At 72.3% G+C, this 19,349-nt stretch carries 18 protein-coding genes; 9 read left to right on the top strand and 9 right to left on the bottom strand.

Annotated elements, in window-relative coordinates:
* The first annotated feature begins 1 nt into the window (after position 1).
* On the top strand, positions 2-1,003 hold the full coding sequence (locus tag ACFE76_RS11705) for a transketolase family protein (protein WP_375431933.1): 1,002 nt from the start codon (positions 2-4) through the stop codon (positions 1,001-1,003).
* Positions 1,004-1,078: 75 nt separating this feature from the next.
* Here the strand turns inward: ACFE76_RS11705 and ACFE76_RS11710 are convergent, their stop codons facing one another.
* A complete protein-coding gene (locus ACFE76_RS11710; protein ID WP_375431934.1) occupies positions 1,079-2,161 on the bottom strand; it encodes an App1 family protein in 1,083 nt (360 codons plus the stop codon).
* A gap of 33 nt (positions 2,162-2,194) precedes the next feature.
* Positions 2,195-2,917, bottom strand: a complete 723-nt coding sequence (locus tag ACFE76_RS11715; RefSeq protein ID WP_375431935.1) for an IclR family transcriptional regulator — start codon at positions 2,915-2,917, stop codon at positions 2,195-2,197.
* Positions 2,918-3,057: 140 nt separating this feature from the next.
* On the opposite strand from ACFE76_RS11715, the gene leuC reads away from it, so the two are divergent.
* Genes leuC through ACFE76_RS11730 form a run of 3 tightly spaced genes read left to right on the top strand, consistent with a single transcriptional unit; the run spans position 3,058 to position 5,586 of the window.
* Positions 3,058-4,464: a 3-isopropylmalate dehydratase large subunit gene (gene leuC, locus ACFE76_RS11720; RefSeq protein WP_375431936.1), complete on the top strand. Its 1,407-nt coding sequence runs from the start codon at positions 3,058-3,060 to the stop codon at positions 4,462-4,464.
* A 1-nt stretch (position 4,465) separates the two neighbouring features.
* Positions 4,466-5,071, top strand: a complete 606-nt coding sequence (gene leuD / locus ACFE76_RS11725) for a 3-isopropylmalate dehydratase small subunit (protein ID WP_375431937.1) — start codon at positions 4,466-4,468, stop codon at positions 5,069-5,071.
* A complete protein-coding gene (locus ACFE76_RS11730; protein ID WP_375431938.1) occupies positions 5,068-5,586 on the top strand; it encodes an HU family DNA-binding protein in 519 nt (172 codons plus the stop codon). Before leuD ends, ACFE76_RS11730 begins: the two co-directional genes overlap by 4 nt.
* 6 nt (positions 5,587-5,592) lie before the next feature.
* Here the strand turns inward: ACFE76_RS11730 and cofC are convergent, their stop codons facing one another.
* Positions 5,593-6,429: a 2-phospho-L-lactate guanylyltransferase gene (gene cofC, locus ACFE76_RS11735; protein ID WP_375431939.1), complete on the bottom strand. Its 837-nt coding sequence runs from the start codon at positions 6,427-6,429 to the stop codon at positions 5,593-5,595.
* 97 nt (positions 6,430-6,526) lie between these two features.
* Between cofC and ACFE76_RS11740 the strand changes: the two genes are divergently transcribed.
* Together ACFE76_RS11740 and ACFE76_RS11745 are read left to right on the top strand one after the other, a co-directional pair.
* On the top strand, positions 6,527-7,300 hold the full coding sequence (locus ACFE76_RS11740; RefSeq protein ID WP_375431940.1) for a lysophospholipid acyltransferase family protein: 774 nt from the start codon (positions 6,527-6,529) through the stop codon (positions 7,298-7,300).
* A complete protein-coding gene (locus tag ACFE76_RS11745; protein WP_375431941.1) occupies positions 7,297-8,292 on the top strand; it encodes an NAD(P)H-dependent glycerol-3-phosphate dehydrogenase in 996 nt (331 codons plus the stop codon). Before ACFE76_RS11740 ends, ACFE76_RS11745 begins: the two co-directional genes overlap by 4 nt.
* A 34-nt stretch (positions 8,293-8,326) precedes the next feature.
* Here ACFE76_RS11745 and ACFE76_RS11750 read toward each other — a convergent pair whose 3' ends face one another.
* Positions 8,327-9,274, bottom strand: a complete 948-nt coding sequence (locus ACFE76_RS11750; RefSeq protein WP_375431942.1) for a type IV toxin-antitoxin system AbiEi family antitoxin domain-containing protein — start codon at positions 9,272-9,274, stop codon at positions 8,327-8,329.
* A 121-nt stretch (positions 9,275-9,395) separates the two neighbouring features.
* Positions 9,396-10,553: a trans-sulfuration enzyme family protein gene (locus ACFE76_RS11755; RefSeq protein WP_375431943.1), complete on the bottom strand. Its 1,158-nt coding sequence runs from the start codon at positions 10,551-10,553 to the stop codon at positions 9,396-9,398.
* Positions 10,554-10,661: 108 nt separating this feature from the next.
* Here ACFE76_RS11755 and ACFE76_RS11760 point away from each other — a divergent pair, with 108 nt between their 5' ends.
* A complete protein-coding gene (locus ACFE76_RS11760) occupies positions 10,662-11,792 on the top strand; it encodes a D-alanine--D-alanine ligase family protein (RefSeq protein ID WP_375431944.1) in 1,131 nt (376 codons plus the stop codon).
* An 18-nt stretch (positions 11,793-11,810) separates the two neighbouring features.
* On the opposite strand, the gene ACFE76_RS11765 is transcribed toward ACFE76_RS11760, so the two are convergent.
* A complete protein-coding gene (locus ACFE76_RS11765) occupies positions 11,811-12,245 on the bottom strand; it encodes a DUF3515 domain-containing protein (protein WP_375431945.1) in 435 nt (144 codons plus the stop codon).
* 26 nt (positions 12,246-12,271) lie between these two features.
* Entirely contained in the window at positions 12,272-12,508 is a 237-nt protein-coding gene (locus ACFE76_RS11770) for an Lrp/AsnC family transcriptional regulator (RefSeq protein ID WP_375431946.1), read from the bottom strand.
* Positions 12,509-12,642: 134 nt separating this feature from the next.
* Here ACFE76_RS11770 and ACFE76_RS11775 point away from each other — a divergent pair, with 134 nt between their 5' ends.
* Together ACFE76_RS11775 and ACFE76_RS11780 are read left to right on the top strand one after the other, a co-directional pair.
* Positions 12,643-13,626, top strand: coding sequence for a thiamine-phosphate kinase (locus tag ACFE76_RS11775; RefSeq protein WP_375431947.1), 984 nt, complete (start codon positions 12,643-12,645; stop codon positions 13,624-13,626).
* Positions 13,627-13,701: 75 nt separating this feature from the next.
* Complete coding sequence (locus tag ACFE76_RS11780) at positions 13,702-16,392, top strand: DNA translocase FtsK 4TM domain-containing protein (RefSeq protein WP_375431948.1); 2,691 nt, start codon at positions 13,702-13,704, stop codon at positions 16,390-16,392.
* On the opposite strand, the gene ACFE76_RS11785 is transcribed toward ACFE76_RS11780, so the two are convergent.
* The gene (locus ACFE76_RS11785; RefSeq protein WP_375431949.1) at positions 16,384-16,797 is read right to left on the bottom strand and encodes a barstar family protein; all 414 of its coding nucleotides are present in this window, start codon (positions 16,795-16,797) and stop codon (positions 16,384-16,386) included. The genes ACFE76_RS11780 and ACFE76_RS11785 overlap by 9 nt on opposite strands.
* Positions 16,787-19,321 (bottom strand): DEAD/DEAH box helicase, encoded by a 2,535-nt coding sequence (locus ACFE76_RS11790; RefSeq protein ID WP_375431950.1) that lies wholly within the window; start codon positions 19,319-19,321, stop codon positions 16,787-16,789. The genes ACFE76_RS11785 and ACFE76_RS11790 overlap by 11 nt, the downstream gene beginning before the upstream one ends.
* Between the last annotated feature and the right edge of the window lie 28 nt (positions 19,322-19,349).

The raw sequence follows: 19,349 nt of genomic DNA on the forward strand, positions 1-19,349 counted from the left end.
CATGACGACCACCCGCAGCGCCCGGCCCAAGACCTCGGCCATGATCGCCAGCATCGCCGAGGACGGTCAGCGCACCACCTCCGCTCCGTTCGGCCACGCCCTTGCCGCGGTCGCCGAGCAGGACGCCCGCGTCGTCGGGCTCTCGGCCGACCTGGCCAAGTACACCGACATGCACGTCTTCGCCGCCGCGCACCCAGACCGATTCTTCCAGATGGGGATGGCCGAGGCGTTGATGCTCGGTGCCGCGGCCGGGATGGCCGAGACCGGGCTGGTGCCCTTTGCCTCGACCTACTCGGTCTTCGCGACCCGGCGAGCGTACGACTTCCTCTGTCTCGACATCGCCGAGCCGAACCTCAACGTGAACGTGGTCGGCGCGCTGCCGGGGCTGACAACCGGCTACGGACCCAGCCACCAGGCCACCGAGGACCTCGCCATCCTGCGCGGGATGCCCAACCTGACCATCGTCGACCCGTGCGACGCCGTCGACATCGAGCAGGCCGTGCCCCAGCTCGCCGCGCATCCCGGCCCCACGTACCTGCGGCTGCTGCGCGGCAAGGTGCCGCGGGTGCTGGACGAGTACGACTACCGCTTCCAGCTCGGCCGCGCGGCCGAGCTGCGGACCGGCCGGGACGTCAGCCTCATCTCCACCGGGCTGATGACGATGCGCGCCCTCGCCGCGGCGGAGGTGCTCGCGGCCGACGGGCTCGACGTCGGCGTGACCCACGTCCCGACGATCAAGCCGCTCGACCACACCGCCATCTCCCGAGCGGCGTCCGGTGGCCGGCTGGTGGTGACGCTGGAGAACCACACCATCGTCGGTGGGCTCGCCGACGCCGTCGTCTCGAGCCTGGTCTTCGAGTCCGGCGGCGGCACGCTGCCTCCGCTGCGGCGGATCGGCCTGCCGGACGAGTTCCTGAAGGCCGGCGCCCTGCCCACTCTGCACGACCGCTACGGGCTGTCGACCCGGGCCGTCGCGGAGGCCATCCGGGGTTGGATGCACTGACTCACCGCCGACTTGTCAGACCTGAGTTGACCTCTGGGTCACCTGGTGTCTGACAGGTCGGCAGCGGGGTCAGAGTCAGAGGCGTCCGGACGGGGTGTCGCGGACGTCGATCTCGGGCTGCGAGGGGCCATGAGGCAGCAGCCCGACCCGGTCGAGCTCCTCGGCCAGGCCGGCGCCGTCGGCCGCGTACAGCCAGGGCACGTCGGACGCCTCGCCCTCGGGCCGGACCGTCGAGCTGCCGCCGGCCAGGACGGCCTCGCCCGGGCTGAGCTGGCGGATGCAGACCGCGGCGACCTGGTCGGGGTGGGCGTTCAGGAACTCGCCGTAGATGGTGGGGTCGTGCTGGCCGTCGTCGCCGATCAGCAGCCACGTGATCCCGGGGAACTCCCCGGCCAGCCGCTTGAGGTTGAGGCGCTTGTGCTCCTGGCCGCTACGGAACCACCGGTCCGCCGTCGGGCCCCAGTCGGTCAGCAGCAGGGCGCCCGCCGGATAGAGGTTGCGCGAGAGGAAGCGGGTCAGGGTCGGCGCGACGTTCCACGCGCCGGTGGAGAGATAGATGACGGGCGCGCCGGGATAGTGGGTGGTCAGCCGCTCGTACAGCACCGGCATGCCCGGCGTGGTGGCGCGCGCGTGCTCGTTCACGACGAAGGTGTGCCAGGCGGCGAGCAGCGGCCGGGGGAGTGCGGTGACCATCACGGTGTCGTCGACGTCGGAGACGAGACCGACCGGGGTCGCCGGGTCGACGACGTACACCTCCGAGGTCACCCAGTCCGAGTCCTCGCAGCTGAGCCGGATCTCGTGCCAGCCGGGATCCAGGTCGACTGATAGGACGGTGTCGATGATGCCGCTGTTGTCGGCGCGGACCTCGTACGCGGTGCCCTCGACCTGGACGGCGACCACGGCGTCCTCGACGGGGACGCTGGTGAAGCTGCGCCAGCCGCGCGCGCCGGCCGGTTCGCTGGTGGTCTGCGAGCCGGGGTGGGTGAGCAGCACCCGACCGAGCAGCCGGACCCAGGAGGTGGAGCCGTAACCGGTGTAGGGGATCACGGACGGGCGTTGGCCGGCGTCTCGGGCTCGTCGCGCCCGCCAGCGGAGGATGGCGAGGTCGACCCGCGCCGCCCGGTGCATCTGGGCTCCGTCCCGGGTGTCGGCCGTCATGGCGTCAACCTAACGGCTCAGCCGTCGGATGAGTCACTCGGCGCCGCTGCGGCGCAGGACTTCGCTCAGCCGTTCGGCGGCCGCGATCACGGCGGGGGCGTGCAGCCGGCCGGGCTGGCGGGAGAGGCGTTCGATCGGACCCGAGACGCTGACCGCGGCGATCACCTTGCCCGACGGCGACCGGACGGGCGCCGACACCGAGGCCACGCCCGGCTCGCGCTCACCGACCGAATGGGCCCAGCCGCGACGGCGGACGGCCGCCAGCGCGACGGCGGAGTAGCGGCTGCCACGCAGCCCGCGCTGCATCCGGTCGGGTTCCTCCCAGGCCAGCAGCACCTGCGCGGCCGAGCCGGCGGTCATGGTCAGCTGGGTGCCGACCGGCACGCTGTCGCGTAGCCCGGACATCCGTTCGGCGGTGGCGACGCAGACCCGGAAGTCGCCCTGGCGGCGGAACATCTGGGCCGACTCGCCCGTGATGTCGCGCAGTCGCGCCAAGACGGGCCCGGCGGTCGCGAGCAGCCGGTCCTCCCCGGCCGCCGAGGCGAGCTCGCCCAGCCGCGGTCCGAGGATGAAGCGTCCCTGCAGGTCGCGGCTGACGAGCCGGTGGTGCTCCAGCGCCACCGCGAGCCGGTGGGCGGTGGGTCGGGCGAGCCCGGTCGCCGCCACCAGACCGGCCAGCGTCGTGGGGCCGGTCTCCAGCGCGCCGAGCACGAGGGCGGCTTTGTCCAGCACGCCGACCCCGCTAGAGTTGTCCATGCCTTGATACTGCCGTCTCGGATGCTGAAACTCAAGTCGTCCGACGAGGGCGTCAAGGTGGACAGTGTCGGAGTCATCACGGACGGCTCCGGCAGGCGGTGACGGTGCTGCGCGCCGGCGAAGAGGACGAAGGAGAACGCATGGGCAAGACGTTGAGTGAGAAGGTCTGGGACAGCCACGTCGTCCGGTCTGTCGAGGGCGAGCCGGACCTGCTCTACATCGACCTCCACCTCGTGCACGAGGTCACCAGCCCCCAGGCGTTCGACGGTCTCCGCCAGGCCGGCCGTCCGGTGCGCCGGCCCGACCTCACGTTGGCCACCGAGGACCACAACACTCCGACGCTGAACATCGACCAGCCGATCGCCGACCCGGTGTCGCGGACGCAGGTCGACACGCTGCGGCAGAACGTGGCTGAGTTCGGCGTCCCGATCTACAGCCTCGGCTCCGCCGACCAGGGCGTCGTGCACATCATCGGCCCGTGGCTGGGCCTGACCCAGCCCGGCATGACCGTCGTCTGCGGCGACTCCCACACCTCCACCCACGGGGCGTTCGGAGCGCTGGCCTTCGGCATCGGCACCTCCGAGGTCGAGCACGTTCTCGCCACCCAGACCCTCACCCAGGCCAAGCCCAAGACGATGGCGGTCAACATCAACGGCGAGCTGCCCCCCGGGGTGACCGCCAAGGACGTCGTGCTCGCGCTGATCGCCAAGGTCGGCACCGGCGGCGGCCAGGGCTACGTCGTGGAGTACCGCGGCTCGACCATCGAGGACCTGTCGATGGAGGGCCGGCTGACCATCTGCAACATGAGCATCGAGTGGGGTGCCAAGGCCGGCATGATCGCGCCGGACGAGAAGACGTTCGCCTACCTGAAGGGCCGCCGACACGCTCCGGTCGGCGCCGACTGGGACGCCGCCGTCGCCGACTGGAAGACCCTCGTCACCGACCCGGACGCCGTCTTCGACGCCGAGGTCGACCTGGACGCCACCCAGCTGAGTCCGTTCGTCACCTGGGGCACCAACCCGGGCCAGGGTGTCCCGCTGGGGGCGAGCGTGCCCGACCCGGAGACCTTCGCCGAAGAGGCGGACCGCACCGCAGCGACCAAGGCGCTGGAGTACATGGGTCTCGAGGCCGGCCAGCCGATGCGCAAGATCGCCGTCGACACCGTCTTCCTGGGCTCGTGCACCAACGGCCGGATCGAGGACCTGCGGGCCGCCGCCGCCGTGATCGAGGGGCGCCACGTTGCCGAGCACGTCCGGATGCTCGTGGTGCCGGGCTCGGCCCGGGTGCGGCTGCAGGCCGAGGACGAGGGCCTGGACACCATCTTCAAGGACGCCGGTGCGGAGTGGCGGGCTGCCGGCTGCTCGATGTGCCTGGGGATGAACCCCGACCAGCTCGCGCCGGGCGAGCGGGCTGCGTCCACCTCGAACCGCAACTTCGAGGGCCGTCAGGGCAAGGGCGGCCGTACCCACCTCGTCTCCCCGCCGGTCGCCGCCGCGACCGCCGTGATCGGCACCCTGAGTGCTCCGGCCGACCTGCAGGAGGTCTGAGATGGACGCGTTCACCACCCACACCGGCACCGCGCTGCCGCTGCGCCGTAGCAACGTCGACACTGACCAGATCATCCCCGCCGTCTACCTCAAGCGGGTCACCAAAACCGGCTTCGAGGACGGGCTGTTCGCCGCCTGGCGCAACGATCCGGCGTTCGTGCTGAACCAGCCCCAGTACGCCGGGGCGTCGATCATCGTGCCCGGACCGGACTTCGGCACCGGCTCCTCCCGCGAGCACGCGGTCTGGGCGCTGCAGAACTACGGCTTCCGGGTGGTGATCGGGGCCCGGTTCGGCGACATCTTCCGCGGCAACTCGGGCAAGGCCGGGTTGCTGGTCGCCGTCGTCGACCAGAAGATCATCGAAGAGCTGTGGGACTACATCGAGGCCCACCCGGCGACCCCGTTGACCGTCGACCTGCGGGAGCGGACGATCACCGCCGAAGGTTTTGCGACGACGTTCGAGATCGACGACTACACCCGGTGGCGGCTGCTGGAGGGCCTTGACGACATCGGACTGACCATGCGGCAGGCTGAGGCCATCACCACCTACGAGCAGACGCGGCCGTCCTTCAAGCCGCTCACCCAGCGAACGGAGCAGCCGGCATGAACAAGACAGAGCTCATCGAGGCCCTCGCCTCTCACTTCGACGGCAGTCGGGCCGAGGCCACCCGGGCGCTGAACGCGTTCGTGCACACCATCAGCTCGGCCACCGCGGCCGGCGACCGGGTGGCCATCACCGGGTTCGGCGTCTTCGAGAAGATCGATCGACCGGCCCGGACCGTCCGCAACCCGCGAACCGGTGAGCGGCTGGACGTGGCCGCCACGGCCGTGCCGCGCTTCCGCGCCGGGACCGAGCTGAAGGCGTACGTGTCGGGTGCTCGCCCCGTCCCCGAGCTGGCGCCCGTGTCGATCCCGCGGCGCACGGCCCCCGCGGCGGTCGCTGAGCCGGTCGCGCCTGCGGCGGAGCCGGACTCCGAGCCGACGCCGGTGACCGAGAAGGTGAAGGGGGTGGCGAAGGCGGCGAGCAAGAAGGCGGCGAGCAAGAAGGACGCCGCCAAGCTGGACGTCAAGAAGAAGGACGCCAAGAAGAAGGACTCGGGCAAGAAGGGCAAGAAGAAGTAGCCTGGTTCAGAGCCAGGCGGACAGGACGACGCCGCGGGCGTGCACGGCGTGCAGCCGCTGACCGGACCGCAGTGGGCGTAGGCCGTCGAGGCTGTCCGACGGTAGCCGAAGCCGGTGCCCGCCGGCGGTCACGGCCAACGGTCGACCATGATCATCTTGGTGTGAGGTCGTGGTGATCACCGCGTACGCGCCCAGAACGCCTGTCTCCTGGTCGATCAGCGCGCTCGTCGCCCGTCCCACGCCAAGATCAACAGCCGGACCAAGATCAACTTCGGTGTCGACGTCGCGGCGGGCGTCCGGGACGGGATGGCCCAGCCGGTCGTCGCTCAACGCCAGCGCACCGGAGGTGGCGTGCGCGGCAGCGGAGCGGCCTGAGAAGTGCGGGTCCAGCGGGACCCCGCGGGCCATCAGCATCGTGGTGCCGACGCCGCTGGCGTCCGCCAGGAACGCGCGTCCGCCGTCCGGGGCGGCGGCCAGGACCGTGGCGACCGAGGCGGGGCGCAGCGCGGGCAGGTCGCCGACGCAGCCGAGCACGGTCGGGTAGCCCGCCTCGTTCATCAGCCGCGCACCCCGGCGGAGCGCGTCGTTGAGGCCGACCGCACCCGCGTCACCGACCACCTGCACCCGGGCACCGGCGCGGGCGAGGCGGCTGGCGAGCGCGGGCTGGTCGCTGACCACCAGCACCGTCGCCACGGCCTCGCCGAGCGCGACCAGGGTGTCGACGGCCATCGTCCAGGCCAGCCTGCGACGCAGCGGGTCGGGCAGCGTGCCGAGCCGCGACTTCGCGTACGTCACGGTCTTCAGGGCGACGACGGCGGCGACGTCCCCCACCGACGCGTCCATGATCATCCGATGCTGTCACGGCCCGGACCGGCGTGATCGCTTAGGGTGAGGGCCGCGCAGGACCGAGGGTCGGACGATCAGGGGAGCGAGGGACGCCATGGGCAGGTCGGTCGACGCGTCCTCGACCGTGCTGAGGCCGCTTGCGCAGGCCAACCGGGAGCCGGGGGAGCGAGCGATCTACTGGACCGTGAGCCTGTTGCACGCGATAGCCCGGCCGCTCACTCGGCTCGACTGGCGGCACCAGGAGCGGCTGCCACAAACCGGCGGCGTGATCCTGGTGGCCAACCACATCTCGAACGTCGACCCCATCGCGCTCGGCCAGTACATCGCCTTCTCGGGCCGCTGGCCGCGCTTCCTCGCCAAGGCGTCCCTGTTCGGTGTCCCGGTGGTCGGCGCGGTGATCCGCGCCTGCGGCCAGATCCCGGTGCAGCGCCGCTCAGCCGCCGCCAAGGACGCACTCGCCGCCGCCGTCGTCGCGGTCGAGCAGGGCCGGGCGGTGGTCATCTACCCCGAAGGCACCATCAGCGGGGACCCGCTGCTGTGGCCGATGCGGGGCCACACCGGTGCGGCGCGGGTGGCGCTGCAGACGAGCGCGCCGGTCGTCCCCATCGGTCAGTGGGGCGCGCAGCAGATCCTCTACGGCAACCGGCTCACCGTCCCGCGGCTGCTGCCGCGTGCGACCTTCCGGCTGGTGACGGGCGAGCCGGTGCCACTGGAGGACCTCCGGGCGCTGCCGGTCACCGCTGCCGTCCTGGCTGAGGCCACCGAGCGGATCATGGCCGCCATCACCGCGCTGGTGGCCGAGCTCCGCGCGGAATCGCCGCCGGCCGTCCGCTTCGATCCGCGACCGACCCACGAGGTGTCGCCGTGAGCCGGGTCGCGGTGATGGGCGCAGGCTCCTGGGGGACCGCGTTCGCGCTGGTGCTCAGCGACGCGGGCAACGACGTGACGATGTGGGCGCGCCGGCCCGAGCTGGCTGCCGCGATCAACGCCGAGCACCGCAACCCCGACTACTTCCCGAGCATCGAGCTGCCGGAGTCGCTGACGGCGGTCAGCGACCCGGAGCAGGCGATGGAGGGAGCCGAGTTCGTGGTGCTGGCCGTGGTCTCCCAGTCGCTGCGCGTCAACCTGAGCCACTGGCCGATCCCCGCCGACGCGATCGTGGTCAGCCTGGCCAAGGGCATCGAGCTGGGCACCGGCCTGCGGATGAGCGAGGTGGTGTCCCAGGCCGGCGGCATCGCCGCCGAGCGGATCGCCGTGGTCACCGGGCCCAACCTGGCGCGGGAGATCGCCGAGCGTCAGCCCTCGGCCAGCGTGGTGGCCAGCACGTCAGAGGCGACCGCGACCGCGCTCCAGCAGGCCTGCCACACGCCACGCTTCCGGGCCTACACCAACCCTGACGTGATCGGCTGCGAGCTGGGGGGGGCGACCAAGAACGTGATCGCGCTGGCCGTCGGGATGGCCGTGGGTCTGGGACTCGGCGCCAACGCGACCGCCTCGGTGATCACCCGCGGCCTGGCCGAGATCACCCGGCTGGGTCAGGCGCTCGGTGCCGACCCGTACACGTTCTCGGGCCTGGCCGGCCTCGGTGACCTGGTGGCCACCTGCTCCTCGCCGCTGTCGCGCAACCGGACCTTCGGTGAGGAGCTCGGCCGCGGCCGGTCCGTCGCCGAGATCACCGCCTCCACCCGGCAGGTCGCCGAGGGCGTCCTCTCCTGCGCCTCGATCCAGGCCCTCGCCGCGGCCCACGACGTCGAGCTGCCGATCGTGGAGAGCGTCGCCGCCGTCGTAGCCGGCGAGCTCACCCCCGCGGGCCTGATCACGACCCTGATGTCCCGGTCGGCCAAGCCCGAGCGCTACTAACAGTGAACGAAGGGGCCGAGTACGCACCCTTCGTTTACACATTGATCGGACAGCGAGGGCAGCGGGCCGGAGCGTCTTCCCGGCCTTGCTGCTGCAGGACCGTGCCGACCTGATGGGCGACGAGGCACGGGTGGACGTTCACGTCAAAGGAGCCGTAGCGCAGCGTGCGCTCGCCGCCGACCGTGGTCACGTTGTCCCGCCACATGTCGCGGAACCGGTGCATTCCTTCGTGGCCTAGGCGGCCGTCAAGCTCGACCACCAGCCGGTACTGCGGATAGGCGACGTCGCGGCGGAACGGGGTCCGGCCGTGTAGTTGTCGCTCGCCCTTGGGCAACCGGTGGGCGCGCTCGACGTCGCGGAGGTAGCGCAGCTCCAGCGGAGACTCGACGCCGTCAGCGACGTCGCCCAGCAGCTCTTCGAGCAGCCCCCGGTGACGCACCCGATGCCGGCGTCGCAACGCACGGCGGAGCTGCGGCACGGTGGTCCGCCGGGACTGCACGGCCTTGGTCACCCAGCCAATGGCCATACCGACACTGCCTTCGTCGCAGAGGTCCAGAACGGTGTCCTCGACCGTTGTCCGCGGCGGCGAACCCGGGGTGCGGCGGTCTCGCACGTCCGCAGTCTCCCGCCTGAAGCGCCACGGATAGCGGCTGCGGGTGACCTGATCGGCAGGCACCAGGACGGTGATGGGTCGAGGCTCGTCACTGACCAGCCCGTGCAGGAAGCCAGCGGCACTGCCACCGAGCCGTGCCGCCGAGCCGCCGAGCAGCACACCCGCCCAGGCCTCAGCCGTCCAGTCCGCCGGCTGGGCCGTGGTCAGGTAGATCGACCGTTCGAGCCGCTGCCAGTGACCTTGGCGTAGAAGTCGCTGGACCGGCGCCTTACCCAGGCCGTGGCCCGCGACCTGCTCGGTGGACAACACGCCGCCCTGCAGGCTTGCGAGGCGCAGCAGATCGACGGAGGGGTCCTCTCGGGGGTGCATGTCGACCACCCTGCCGCCGATCAGACCCAGGTCGATCGTTATCCACAGGCTCCGGCCGCTGGCTCCCCAGACAAGTCGTCAACCAAGGGGCCGAGTACGCCGCCTTCGTTCACGGCTTGAGTCAGCTGATCGAGTCCAGGGCCTGGGCGAGGTCGGCCCAGAGGTCCTCGACATGCTCGATCCCCACCGAGAGGCGGACCAGACCCTCGGGGACGGTGAGCAGCTCGCCGGCCCAGCGGCGGCGGCGTTCCAGCATCGACTCGACGCCGCCGAGGCTGGTGGCGAACACCCAGAGCCGGGTGGCCGCGACGAAGGCGTCGGCGGCGGCCGCGTCGGCGAGGTCGACCGAGATGAGCGAGCCGAAGCCCGACATCGTGCGGGCGGCGCGCGCATGGCCGGGGTCCTCAGCTAAGCCGGGGTAGCGGACCCGTCGGACGTTCGGGTGTCCGGCCAGCCGCTCGGCCAGCACGCCGGCGTTCGCCTGGGCCTGGGCCAGCCGCAGCGGCAGGGTCCGCAGACCGCGGAGCGCGAGGTAGGCCTCCATCGTGCCCGGGGTCGCCCCGTGCGAGCGGCGGACCGCCTCGAGCGCGCGGAACGTGGCGTCGTCGGACTCGCGGACGACCAGCGCGCCGAGCAGGGCGTCGGAGTGCCCGGCGATGGCCTTGGTCACCGCATGCAGCACGATGTCGGCGCCAGAGCTCAGCGGCTGCTGCAGCAGCGGCGTGGCGAAGGTGTTGTCGACCACGAGCCGGGTCCGCCCGGCCAGCGCGGCCCCGAGCGCCGGCAGGTCGGCCACCTCGATCATCGGGTTGGTGGGGGACTCGATCCAGACCAGGTCTGCGCCCTCGGCCGCGGCCAGCACCGCCTCGGTGCCGGCGACGTCGACCTTGCGTACGGTCCAGCCGTCCCGTGCACCGCGGAGGTCGATGGCCGCGGCCACGCCGAGGTAGCAGTTGAACGGCAGGACCACCGTGCTGCCGGCGGGGACCAGCTCGAGCACGGCGTGCGCCGCCGCCATCCCGGAGGAGAAGGCGAGCGCCCGGCCGCCCTCGAGGGCGCCGATGCCCTCCTCGAGCGCCAGCCAGGTCGGGTTGCCGTAGCGGCCGTAGCCGAGCGAGCCGTCGGTGGTGTCGGCGCTGCCCACGTACGTCGAGGCAAAGGTCACCGGCGTGTTCAGCGGCGCGTCCACCTCCGGTGCGGGCCGGCCGACGGTCACCGCCAGGGTCTCCGGTCGCCAGGCCGAGGACGGCTCGTCGGGGGAAGGGGAGTCTGAGGTCACGGGGTCCAGTCTTGCGCGTCGGCCGGGCGGCTCCTCACGCCGCCGGTAGGTTTTGTGCCGCGACCGCCACCGCGGTCACGGCGACGAGTGAGACGACGAGGGGGGCCGATGGCCGACCACCGTACGCGCGTCGCGGTCGTCTTCGGCGGCACCAGCGGCGAGCACGGCGTCTCGTGCCTGACCGCCGCCGGCGTGCTCGGGGCGCTGGACCCCGCCCGCTACGAGGTGCTCGGCATCGGCATCACCCGTTCCGGGCGCTGGGTGCTGGTGGACAACGCCACCCTGGCCGGCTTGCAGGTCGTCGACGGCCGGCTGCCCGAGCTGAGCGAGGACGCCGCGGACGCGGTGCTGCTGCGGGACGGCGCCGGCACCGAGCTGGCCACCCGGCCGGCGGCGGGCACCGGACGCGCTGCGCTCTCCGCACTCGGCCGGATCGACGTCGCCCTGGCGCTGCTGCACGGGCCGTTCGGCGAGGACGGCACCATCCAGGGTCTGTTCGAGATGATGGGCACCCGCTACGTCGGAGCCGGCGTGCTGGCCAGTGCGGTCGGGATGGACAAGCACGTGATGAAGCTCGTGCTGAGCGCGTCCGGCCTGCCCGTCGGTCCGTTCGTACCGATCCCCGCGGCGGCCTGGGCCCGTGATCCTGACGCCTGCCTGGAGGCGGTCGCCGCGCTCGGGCTGCCCGTCTTCGTCAAGCCCGCCCGCGGCGGTTCCAGCCTCGGGATCACCAAGGTCGACCGCGCCGAGGACCTCCCGGCGGCGGTGGCCGAGGCCCACCGGTTCGACCCCAAGGTCATCGTCGAGCAGGGTTTCGTCGGCGCCCGCGAGCTGGAGTGCGGGGTGCTCGCCGACCTGGAGGGCGGTCCGCCGGCGGCGAGCCAGGTCGCCGAGATCCGGGTGCACAGCGCGTCCGGCTTCTACGACTTCGAGGCCAAGTACCTGCCCGAGGAGCAGGTCGACCTCGACGTGCCCGCCGACATCTCGGCCGAGCTCGCGGCCCGGGTGCAGGACCTGGCCGTCCGCACCTTCGAGGCCATCGGCTGCGAGGGGCTGGCCCGGGTCGACGTCTTCGCCACCGCCGACGGCCACGTGGTGGTCAACGAGATCAACACGATGCCCGGCTTCACCACCATGTCGATGTTCCCGCGGATGTGGGCCGCCAGCGGGATCGGTTACCCCGAGCTCGTCGACCGGCTGATCCAGCTCGCCCTGCAGCGTCCCCTCGGCCTGCGCTGAGGACCCTGGCGAACGGTCTCACTGGCAGGGCTGCCGGGTGGGGTTCCGGTCCTTGACCACGGCGGCCAGGTCGACCAGGGCGCCCGCCTCGGGCGCGTAGCGCGTCGGGACGCCCACCTCGACGAAGACGGCGCGACCGATGGTGGTGTAGAGCATCCCGCCTTCGGCCGGCTCGGCGTACCAGCCGACGCCGTTGACCTCGAGGCACTCACTCGACGCGGTCAGTCCGGGCGGCGCGGGCACGCCGCAGCGCAGGGTGATCGGCGGGTCGCCCCAGGCCGCGGTCAGCTCCGGCTTCGTCGTCGTCCGACGGGTGCCCTCCAGCACCGTCGCCGGGAGGTTCACCATCACGTCGGCGCAGACCGGCCGGCCTACGGCGTCCGGGGACGGTTCCGGCACCGCCACGGCACCCGAGCAGCCCGACAGCACGAGACCGGCCGCGAACAGGGCCACAGCCGGCCGAGCAAGCAGGGCCGGGGTCAGAGGTGGACCACGTTGCAGGTGACGGTCCGGGTGATGCCGGGCACCTTCTGCACCCCTCGGGTCACCAGCTGAGCGAGCTCGTCGACGCTCGGCGCCTCGACCGTCACGATCACGTCGTACGGGCCCGTGACGTCCTCGGCGCCGGCCACCCCGGTCAGGTCGGCGATGGCTTGGGCCACCTGGGCGGACTTGCCGACCTCGGTCTGGACCAGGACGTAGGCCTTGACGACCATGAGGGTTCCTCCGCTTCGTTGCTTCGCTCAAGTCCTCGCACGTCGACCGCTCAGACCACCGCGTACGCTCGCGGCGTGCGTCACGCTATCGCGTCCGACTGCCTCGGGGCAGGTCCACACCGACGAGCGGCCCGATGACCGCACCGCTCAGCGCGGCGGCGACACTCGCCGAGATCGGCGAGCGGGCGCTGATCGAGGCGCTCACCGCCGACCTGCCGCCGGCTGAGGACGTGCTGCTCGGTCCCGGTGACGACGCAGCGGTGCTCGCGGTCGAGGGCCCAGTCGTGACCTCGGTCGACGTGCTGGTGGAGAACGTCCACTTCAAGCTCGGCTGGTCCGAGCCCGCTGACGTCGGTCGCAAGGCCGTCGCCGTCAACGTCGCCGACCTCGAGGCGATGGGGGCGCGCGCCACCGGGCTGGTCGTCGGCTTCTCGGCCCCGCCCCAGCTGCAGCTGCGCTGGGTGCGAGAGTTCGCGGCCGGGCTGCGGGCCGAGTGCGCTAGCGCCGGGGTCAGCCTGCTGGGCGGGGACGTCACCCGCTCCCGCGACCTCACCATCAGCGTGACCGTCCTCGGCGGGCTGGACGGCCGCGCACCCGTCCGCCGCAGCGGCGCACGTCCCGGGGACGTCGTCGCCCTCTGCGGCCGGACCGGCTGGGCGGCCGCTGGGCTGGCCGTGCTGCAGCGGGGGTTCCGCTCGCCGCGGGTGGTGGTCGAGGCCCAACGCGTGCCGCAGGTGCCGTACGGGGCCGGTGCTGTCGCGGCCGCGGCCGGGGCGACGGCCATGATCGACGTCTCCGACGGCCTGGTCGGTGACCTCGGGCACGTCGCGGCCGCGTCCGGAGTGGTGGTCGACCTGCACCGGGACGCGTTCGAGGTGCCCGACCCCCTGCACGCCGTGGCCGCCGCGACGGGCGCCGACCCGTACGCGTTGCTGCTGACCGGCGGCGAGGACCACGCGCTCGCCGCGACCTTTCCCGACGTCGGGGCGGTGCCCGAGGGCTGGCGCGTGGTCGGTACCGTCCTCGGCCTCAGCGACGAGCAGCCGGCCCAGGTCCTCGTCGACGGCGACCCGTGGCCCGCCGATGGCGGCTTCGACCACTTCGCCAGCGGGCGCTAGGTGCTGGCCGCGGCCCGACGCTGAGGTCGGCGTGTGCGGCCGAGGCCGATGAGCCTGGTCGCGTAGCCTGCCACCATGGCGACCCGCGCGTCTTCCCCACCGCGGTCTCGTAGCACTTCGACGACCTCCGGGTCGTCAGCGAAGCCGCGGTCGTCCGGAAGCACCTCCACCCGATCCTCGGCGACCGCGCGCGCGCCACGACCCCGGTCCGGAGGCTCCCGGCCCCGGTCCTCGACCCCGGCCTCGCGTCGCCCGCCCGCCCGGAACGGCTCGCGGCCGGTCGCGCGCTCGAAGCGGCCCTCCGCGCTGCGTCAGCTCGGGCGCGGTCTGGGCCGGACCTGGCTCGGTCTCGCCCACCTGATCGGGGCCGGCGCCCGCCGGATCGGCTCGAGCGCCCGGGACATCGACCCGGCGCTGCGGCGCGACGGCGTCGGACTGTTCCTGATCGGCGCCGCCATCGTGGTGGCCGCCGAGTTCTGGTGGGGCATCCCCGGCCCGGTCGGTCACCTGGTGCACGTCGGCGTCGCCGGCGTCATCGGCACCCTCGCCTACGCCGCCCCGATCCTGCTGGTGCTGATGGCCTGGCGGACGTTGCGCCACCCCGACCGCAACGGCCCCGGGGGCCGGCAGGCGGTCGGCTGGAGCGCGATCCTGCTCGGCCTGCTCGGGCTGATCAACATCGCCCACGGCCTGCCGCGCACCAACGAGCTGCCGCAGCTGCGCGAGGCCGGCGGCATCCTCGGCTACCTCTCCTCGAGCCTGCTGAGCGACCTGCTCAGCGTCTACGTGGCCGTGCCGCTGCTCGTCCTGCTCACCCTGTTCGGGGTGCTCGTGGTGGTCGGCATCCCGCTGCACGAGATCCCGGAACGGGCCGGTGCCCTGCGGGCGCGGTTCCGGCGCCCGGCTGTGGTCGAGGATGAGACCCCCAGCGACCGGCTCGAGTTCGGCGTCGACCAGGCCTACGACACCCCGGTGGTGGCCGAGCCGAAGTCCCCCAGCGAGAAGACCCGCCGTCGCGGGGCCACCGCCGTCCCGGGGCTGGAGGACGCTGAGCCCGATGAGGCCGGGCCCACGTCCGGCCCCGAGCTCACCCAGCCCGTCCGCCGCTCCGTCACCGCCGGACTGCCCGCCCGAGTCACCGTGCTCGGCGTGGACGACGACCCGACCGAGCTCGAGGCGCCGCCCCACAGTGACGATCTGACGGCTTCGCCGAGGTCGATCCCGCAGCGGGTCGAGCAGCTGCAGCTCTCCGGTGACGTGCAGTACCTGCTGCCCGACGCCGCCGCGCTCAAGCCGGGCAGCGTGCACAAGGCGCGGACGGAGGCGTCCGACGCCGTCGTGCACCGGTTGACCGAGGTGCTCGACCAGTTCGAGATCGACGCCCGGGTCACCGGCTACAGCCGCGGTCCGACGGTGACCCGCTACGAGGTCGAGCTCGGCCCGGCCGTCAAGGTCGAGAAGGTCACGGCGCTGAGCAAGAACATCGCCTACGCGGTGGCCAGCGCGGACGTCCGGATCCTGTCCCCGATCCCCGGCAAGTCCGCGATCGGGATCGAGATCCCCAACCTGGACAAGGAGATCGTCTCCCTCGGCGACGTGCTCCGCTCGGCCACCGCCCGCAACGACCACCACCCGATGACCGTCGGGCTCGGCAAGGACGTCGAGGGCGGTTTCGTGGTGGCCAACCTGGCCAAGACCCCGCACCTGCTGGTGGCCGGGGCGACCGGCTCGGGCAAGTCGAGCTTCATCAACTCGATGATCACCTCGGTGCTGATGCGCGCCACCCCCGATGAGGTGCGGATGCTGATGGTCGACCCCAAGCGGGTCGAGCTGACCGCGTACGAGGGTGTCCCGCACCTGGTCACGCCGATCATCACGAACGCCAAGAAGGCCGCCGAGGCGCTGCAGTGGGTCGTCCGCGAGATGGACATGCGCTACGACGACCTGGCCGCCTTCGGCTTCCGGCACATCGACGACTTCAACAAGGCGGTCCGGGCGGGGAGCGTCAAGCCGACCGATCTTGTCCGGGGCGGCTCGGGGGGGTCGTCCCCCCCGCACGGCGGAGAGAGCGAGCGCGAGCTCACGCCGTACCCGTACCTGCTGGTCATCGTCGACGAGCTGGCCGACCTGATGATGGTCGCGCCGCGCGACGTCGAGGACTCGATCGTCCGGATCACCCAGCTCGCCCGCGCCGCCGGCATCCACCTGGTGCTGGCCACCCAGCGGCCGAGCACCGACGTGGTCACGGGGCTGATCAAGGCCAACGTGCCCAGCCGGCTGGCCTTCGCGACCTCGTCGATGACCGACTCCCGGGTCATCCTCGACCAGCCCGGCGCCGAGAAGCTGGTCGGCCAGGGCGACGGGCTCTTCCTGCCGATGGGCTCGAGCAAGCCGATCCGGATCCAGGGCGCGTGGGTGACCGAGAACGAGGTCCGCCAGGTCGTCGCGCACGTGACCGAGCAGCTGAAGCCGACCTACCGGCCGGACGTGACCGCCACGCCGGAGGCCTCGACCAAGGTCGCCGAGGACATCGGTGACGACCTCGACCTGGTGGTGCAGGCGGCCGAGCTGATCGTCAACCTGCAGCTCGGCTCCACCTCGATGCTGCAGCGCAAGCTGCGCGTCGGCTTCGCCAAGGCCGGCCGGCTGATGGACATCCTCGAGACCCGCGGCGTCGTCGGCCCCTCCGAGGGCTCCAAGCCGCGCGAGGTGCTGGTCAAGCCCGACGAGATCGACGTCGTGCTGGACAACCTGCGCCTAGGCTGACGCCTCGCCGGCGGCGGTGACGAGCAGGGTCGCGAACGCCGTCGGTACGGGGCCGCTCGCCCAGGCGGCCGTGGCCGCGCGCAGGAGCTCGAGCAGCAGCGGCAGCTCCTGAGGGCTGTCGCGCAGCAGCTGCTCGGCGTCGGTGACCACCAGCAGGTAGGCCGGTCGGTCCAGCCAGCTCAGGTCGGTGAGGCAGTCCCAGAGGGCGTCCCAGTTGCGGCCAAACCACGGCGGAAGGCTCAGCGCCCGTTCGACCTCGGCGAAGAGGCTGGTGCGGTCGAGCGCGCGGTCGGCGCGCAGCCGGACGATCGCGCCACCCGGGTGCTGCTCGCGCCACCGCTCGACGACGCTGGCCGCACGCGCCGGGTCGACCCGCGTCACGGCTGGCGGTGGGTCACCAGCCACCGAGCTGACCCACCTCGGTCACCCGGACGACGGCGGTGCCCTCGGCGTCGCTGGCCGCGAGGTCGACCTCGGCACTGATGCCCCAGTCGTGGTCGCCGGCCGGGTCGTCGAAGATCTGCCGGACCAGCCAGCGGGTCGGCTCCTCGGTGATCAGCAGCAGCGCCGGACCGCGGGCGGCCGCGCCGGTCTGGATCGCGCTGTGCTCGGCGAAGTAGGGCTCCAGGGTCGCCGCCCACTCATCAGCCGAGAGGAACTCGGCGTCCAGCTCGCCGAGGTCCCACCAGCGGCGACGCGCGACCAGCTCGACCCGGCGGAAGAGGGCGTTGCGGACCAGCACGCCGAACGCCCGCCGGTTGGCCGTGACCGGCGGTGTCCGGTCCTCGATCCCGGCCGGGGTGACGGCCGCGACCTCGCCCGGGTTCCGCAGCTGCTCCCACTCCTCGAGCAGGCTCGAGTCGACCTGGCGGACCAGCTCGCCGAGCCACGAGATCAGGTCGGCGACGGCCTCGGTCCGCGCCTCCTCCGGGACGGTCTGCCGCAGCGCCTTGTACGCGTCGGCGAGGTAGCGCAGCACGATGCCTTCGGCGCGCGCGAGGCCGTAGAAGCTGACGTACTCGGTGAAGGTCATGGCCCGCTCGCTCAGGTCACGCGCCACCGACTTCGGCGACGGGGAGCTGTCCAGCACCCACGGGTGGGTCTGCCCGTACGCGTCGTAGGCGATCCGGAGCAGCTCGGCCAACGGCTGGGGATAGGTGATGTCCTCCAGCAGGACCATCCGCTCCTCGTACTCGATCCCCTCGGTCTTCATCTCGGCCACGGCCTCGCCGCGGGCCTTGGACCGCTGCGCGCTGAGGATCGGCCGCGGGTCGTCCAAGGTGGCCTCCAGCACCGAAAGCACGTCGAGGGCGTAGTCGTCGGACTCGCGGTCGAGCAGGTCCAGGCAGGCCAGGGCAAAGGGGGAGAGCGGCTGGTTGAGGGCGAAGTCGGCCTGCAGGTCGACCGTCAGCCGGGCCGTCCGGCCCTGCGCGTCCGGGACGGGCAGCTGTTCCACGATGCCGGACTCCAGCAGCCCGCGATAGATCTGCAGCGCGCGGTGGACGTGCCCCCGGCGACGTCCGGCGGGCTCGTCGTTGTCGGTCAGCAGGTGCCGCATCGCGGCCCAGCAGTCGCCCGGCCGGTTGACCACGTTCAGCAGCATCGCGTGGCTGACCTTGAAGGAGGACTCGAGCGGCTCAGGCTCGGCGTCGACCAGCCGTTCAAAGGTCGGCAGGCCGTAGCCGACCGTACCCTCCGGCGGCTTCTTGCGGACGACCTTCCGGCGCTTCTTCGGGTCGTCCCCGGCCTTGGCGAGCGCCTTCTCGTTGGCCACCACGTGGTCGGGCGCCTGCACGATCACGGTGCCGGACGCGTCGTAGCCGGCCCGGCCTGCCCGACCGCCGATCTGGTGGAACTCCCGCGCGGTGAGCAGCCGCGGCTTGACGCCGTCGTACTTGCTCAGCGAGGTCAGCAGGACCGTCCGGATGGGCACGTTGATGCCCACGCCGAGGGTGTCGGTGCCGCAGATGATCTTGAGCAGACCGGCCTGGGCGAGCAGCTCCACCAGCCGGCGGTACTTCGGCAGCATGCCGGCGTGGTGCACGCCGATCCCGTTGCGGACGAGCCGGGAGAGGATCCTGCCGAAGCCGGCGGTGAACCGGAAGCCGCCGATCAGGTCGGCGATCTGGTCCTTCTCCTCCCGGGTGGTGACCCGCAGGCTGTTCAGCGCCTGCGCCTGCTCGATGGCGGCGGCCCGGCTGAAGTGCACCACGTAGATCGGCGCCTGGTGCGTGGCCAGCCGCTCCTCGATGGTCTCCAGCAGCGTCGAGGTGACGTACTCGTGGTGCAGCGGGACCGGCCGTTCGGTGGAGGTGACGGCGGTGGTCGGCCGACCGGTCCGCCGGGTCAGGTCGTCGACGAAGCGGGTGACGTCGCCGAGCGTGGCCGACATCAGCAGGAACTGGGCTCGCGGCAGCTCGAGCAGCGGGACCTGCCACGCCCAGCCGCGTTCGGGGTCGGCGTAGTAGTGGAACTCATCCATCACCACCATGGCGACGTCGCTGTCGCCGCCCTCGCGCAGGGCCAGGTTGGCCAGGATCTCGGCTGTGCAGCAGATGATCGGGGCGCCCGGGTTGACGCTGGCGTCGCCCGTCATCATGCCGACCTGGTCGACGCCGAAGACCTCGACCGCGGCGAAGAACTTCTCCGAGACCAGCGCCTTGATCGGCGCGGTGTAGAAGGTGCGGGCGGTACTGCCCGAGGCCAACCGGGCCGCCAGCGTCGCGAACTGTGCGGCGGTGGCCACCAGGCTCTTGCCTGAGCCGGTCGGGGTCGACAAGATCACGTTCGAGCCGGACACCAGCTCGATCACCGCCTCGCTCTGCGCGGGGTAGAGCTCGAAGCCGCGGTCGGCCGCCCACCCGGAGAAGGCCTCGAACACCGCGTCCGGCCCTGGGTCGGCGGGGACGAGGTCGGTGAGCAGCGGCATGGCCCCCTGATCGTCCCACCCGGAGGTG

It is taken from the genome of uncultured Friedmanniella sp. (assembly GCF_964244005.1).
Classification (GTDB): domain Bacteria; phylum Actinomycetota; class Actinomycetes; order Propionibacteriales; family Propionibacteriaceae; genus Microlunatus.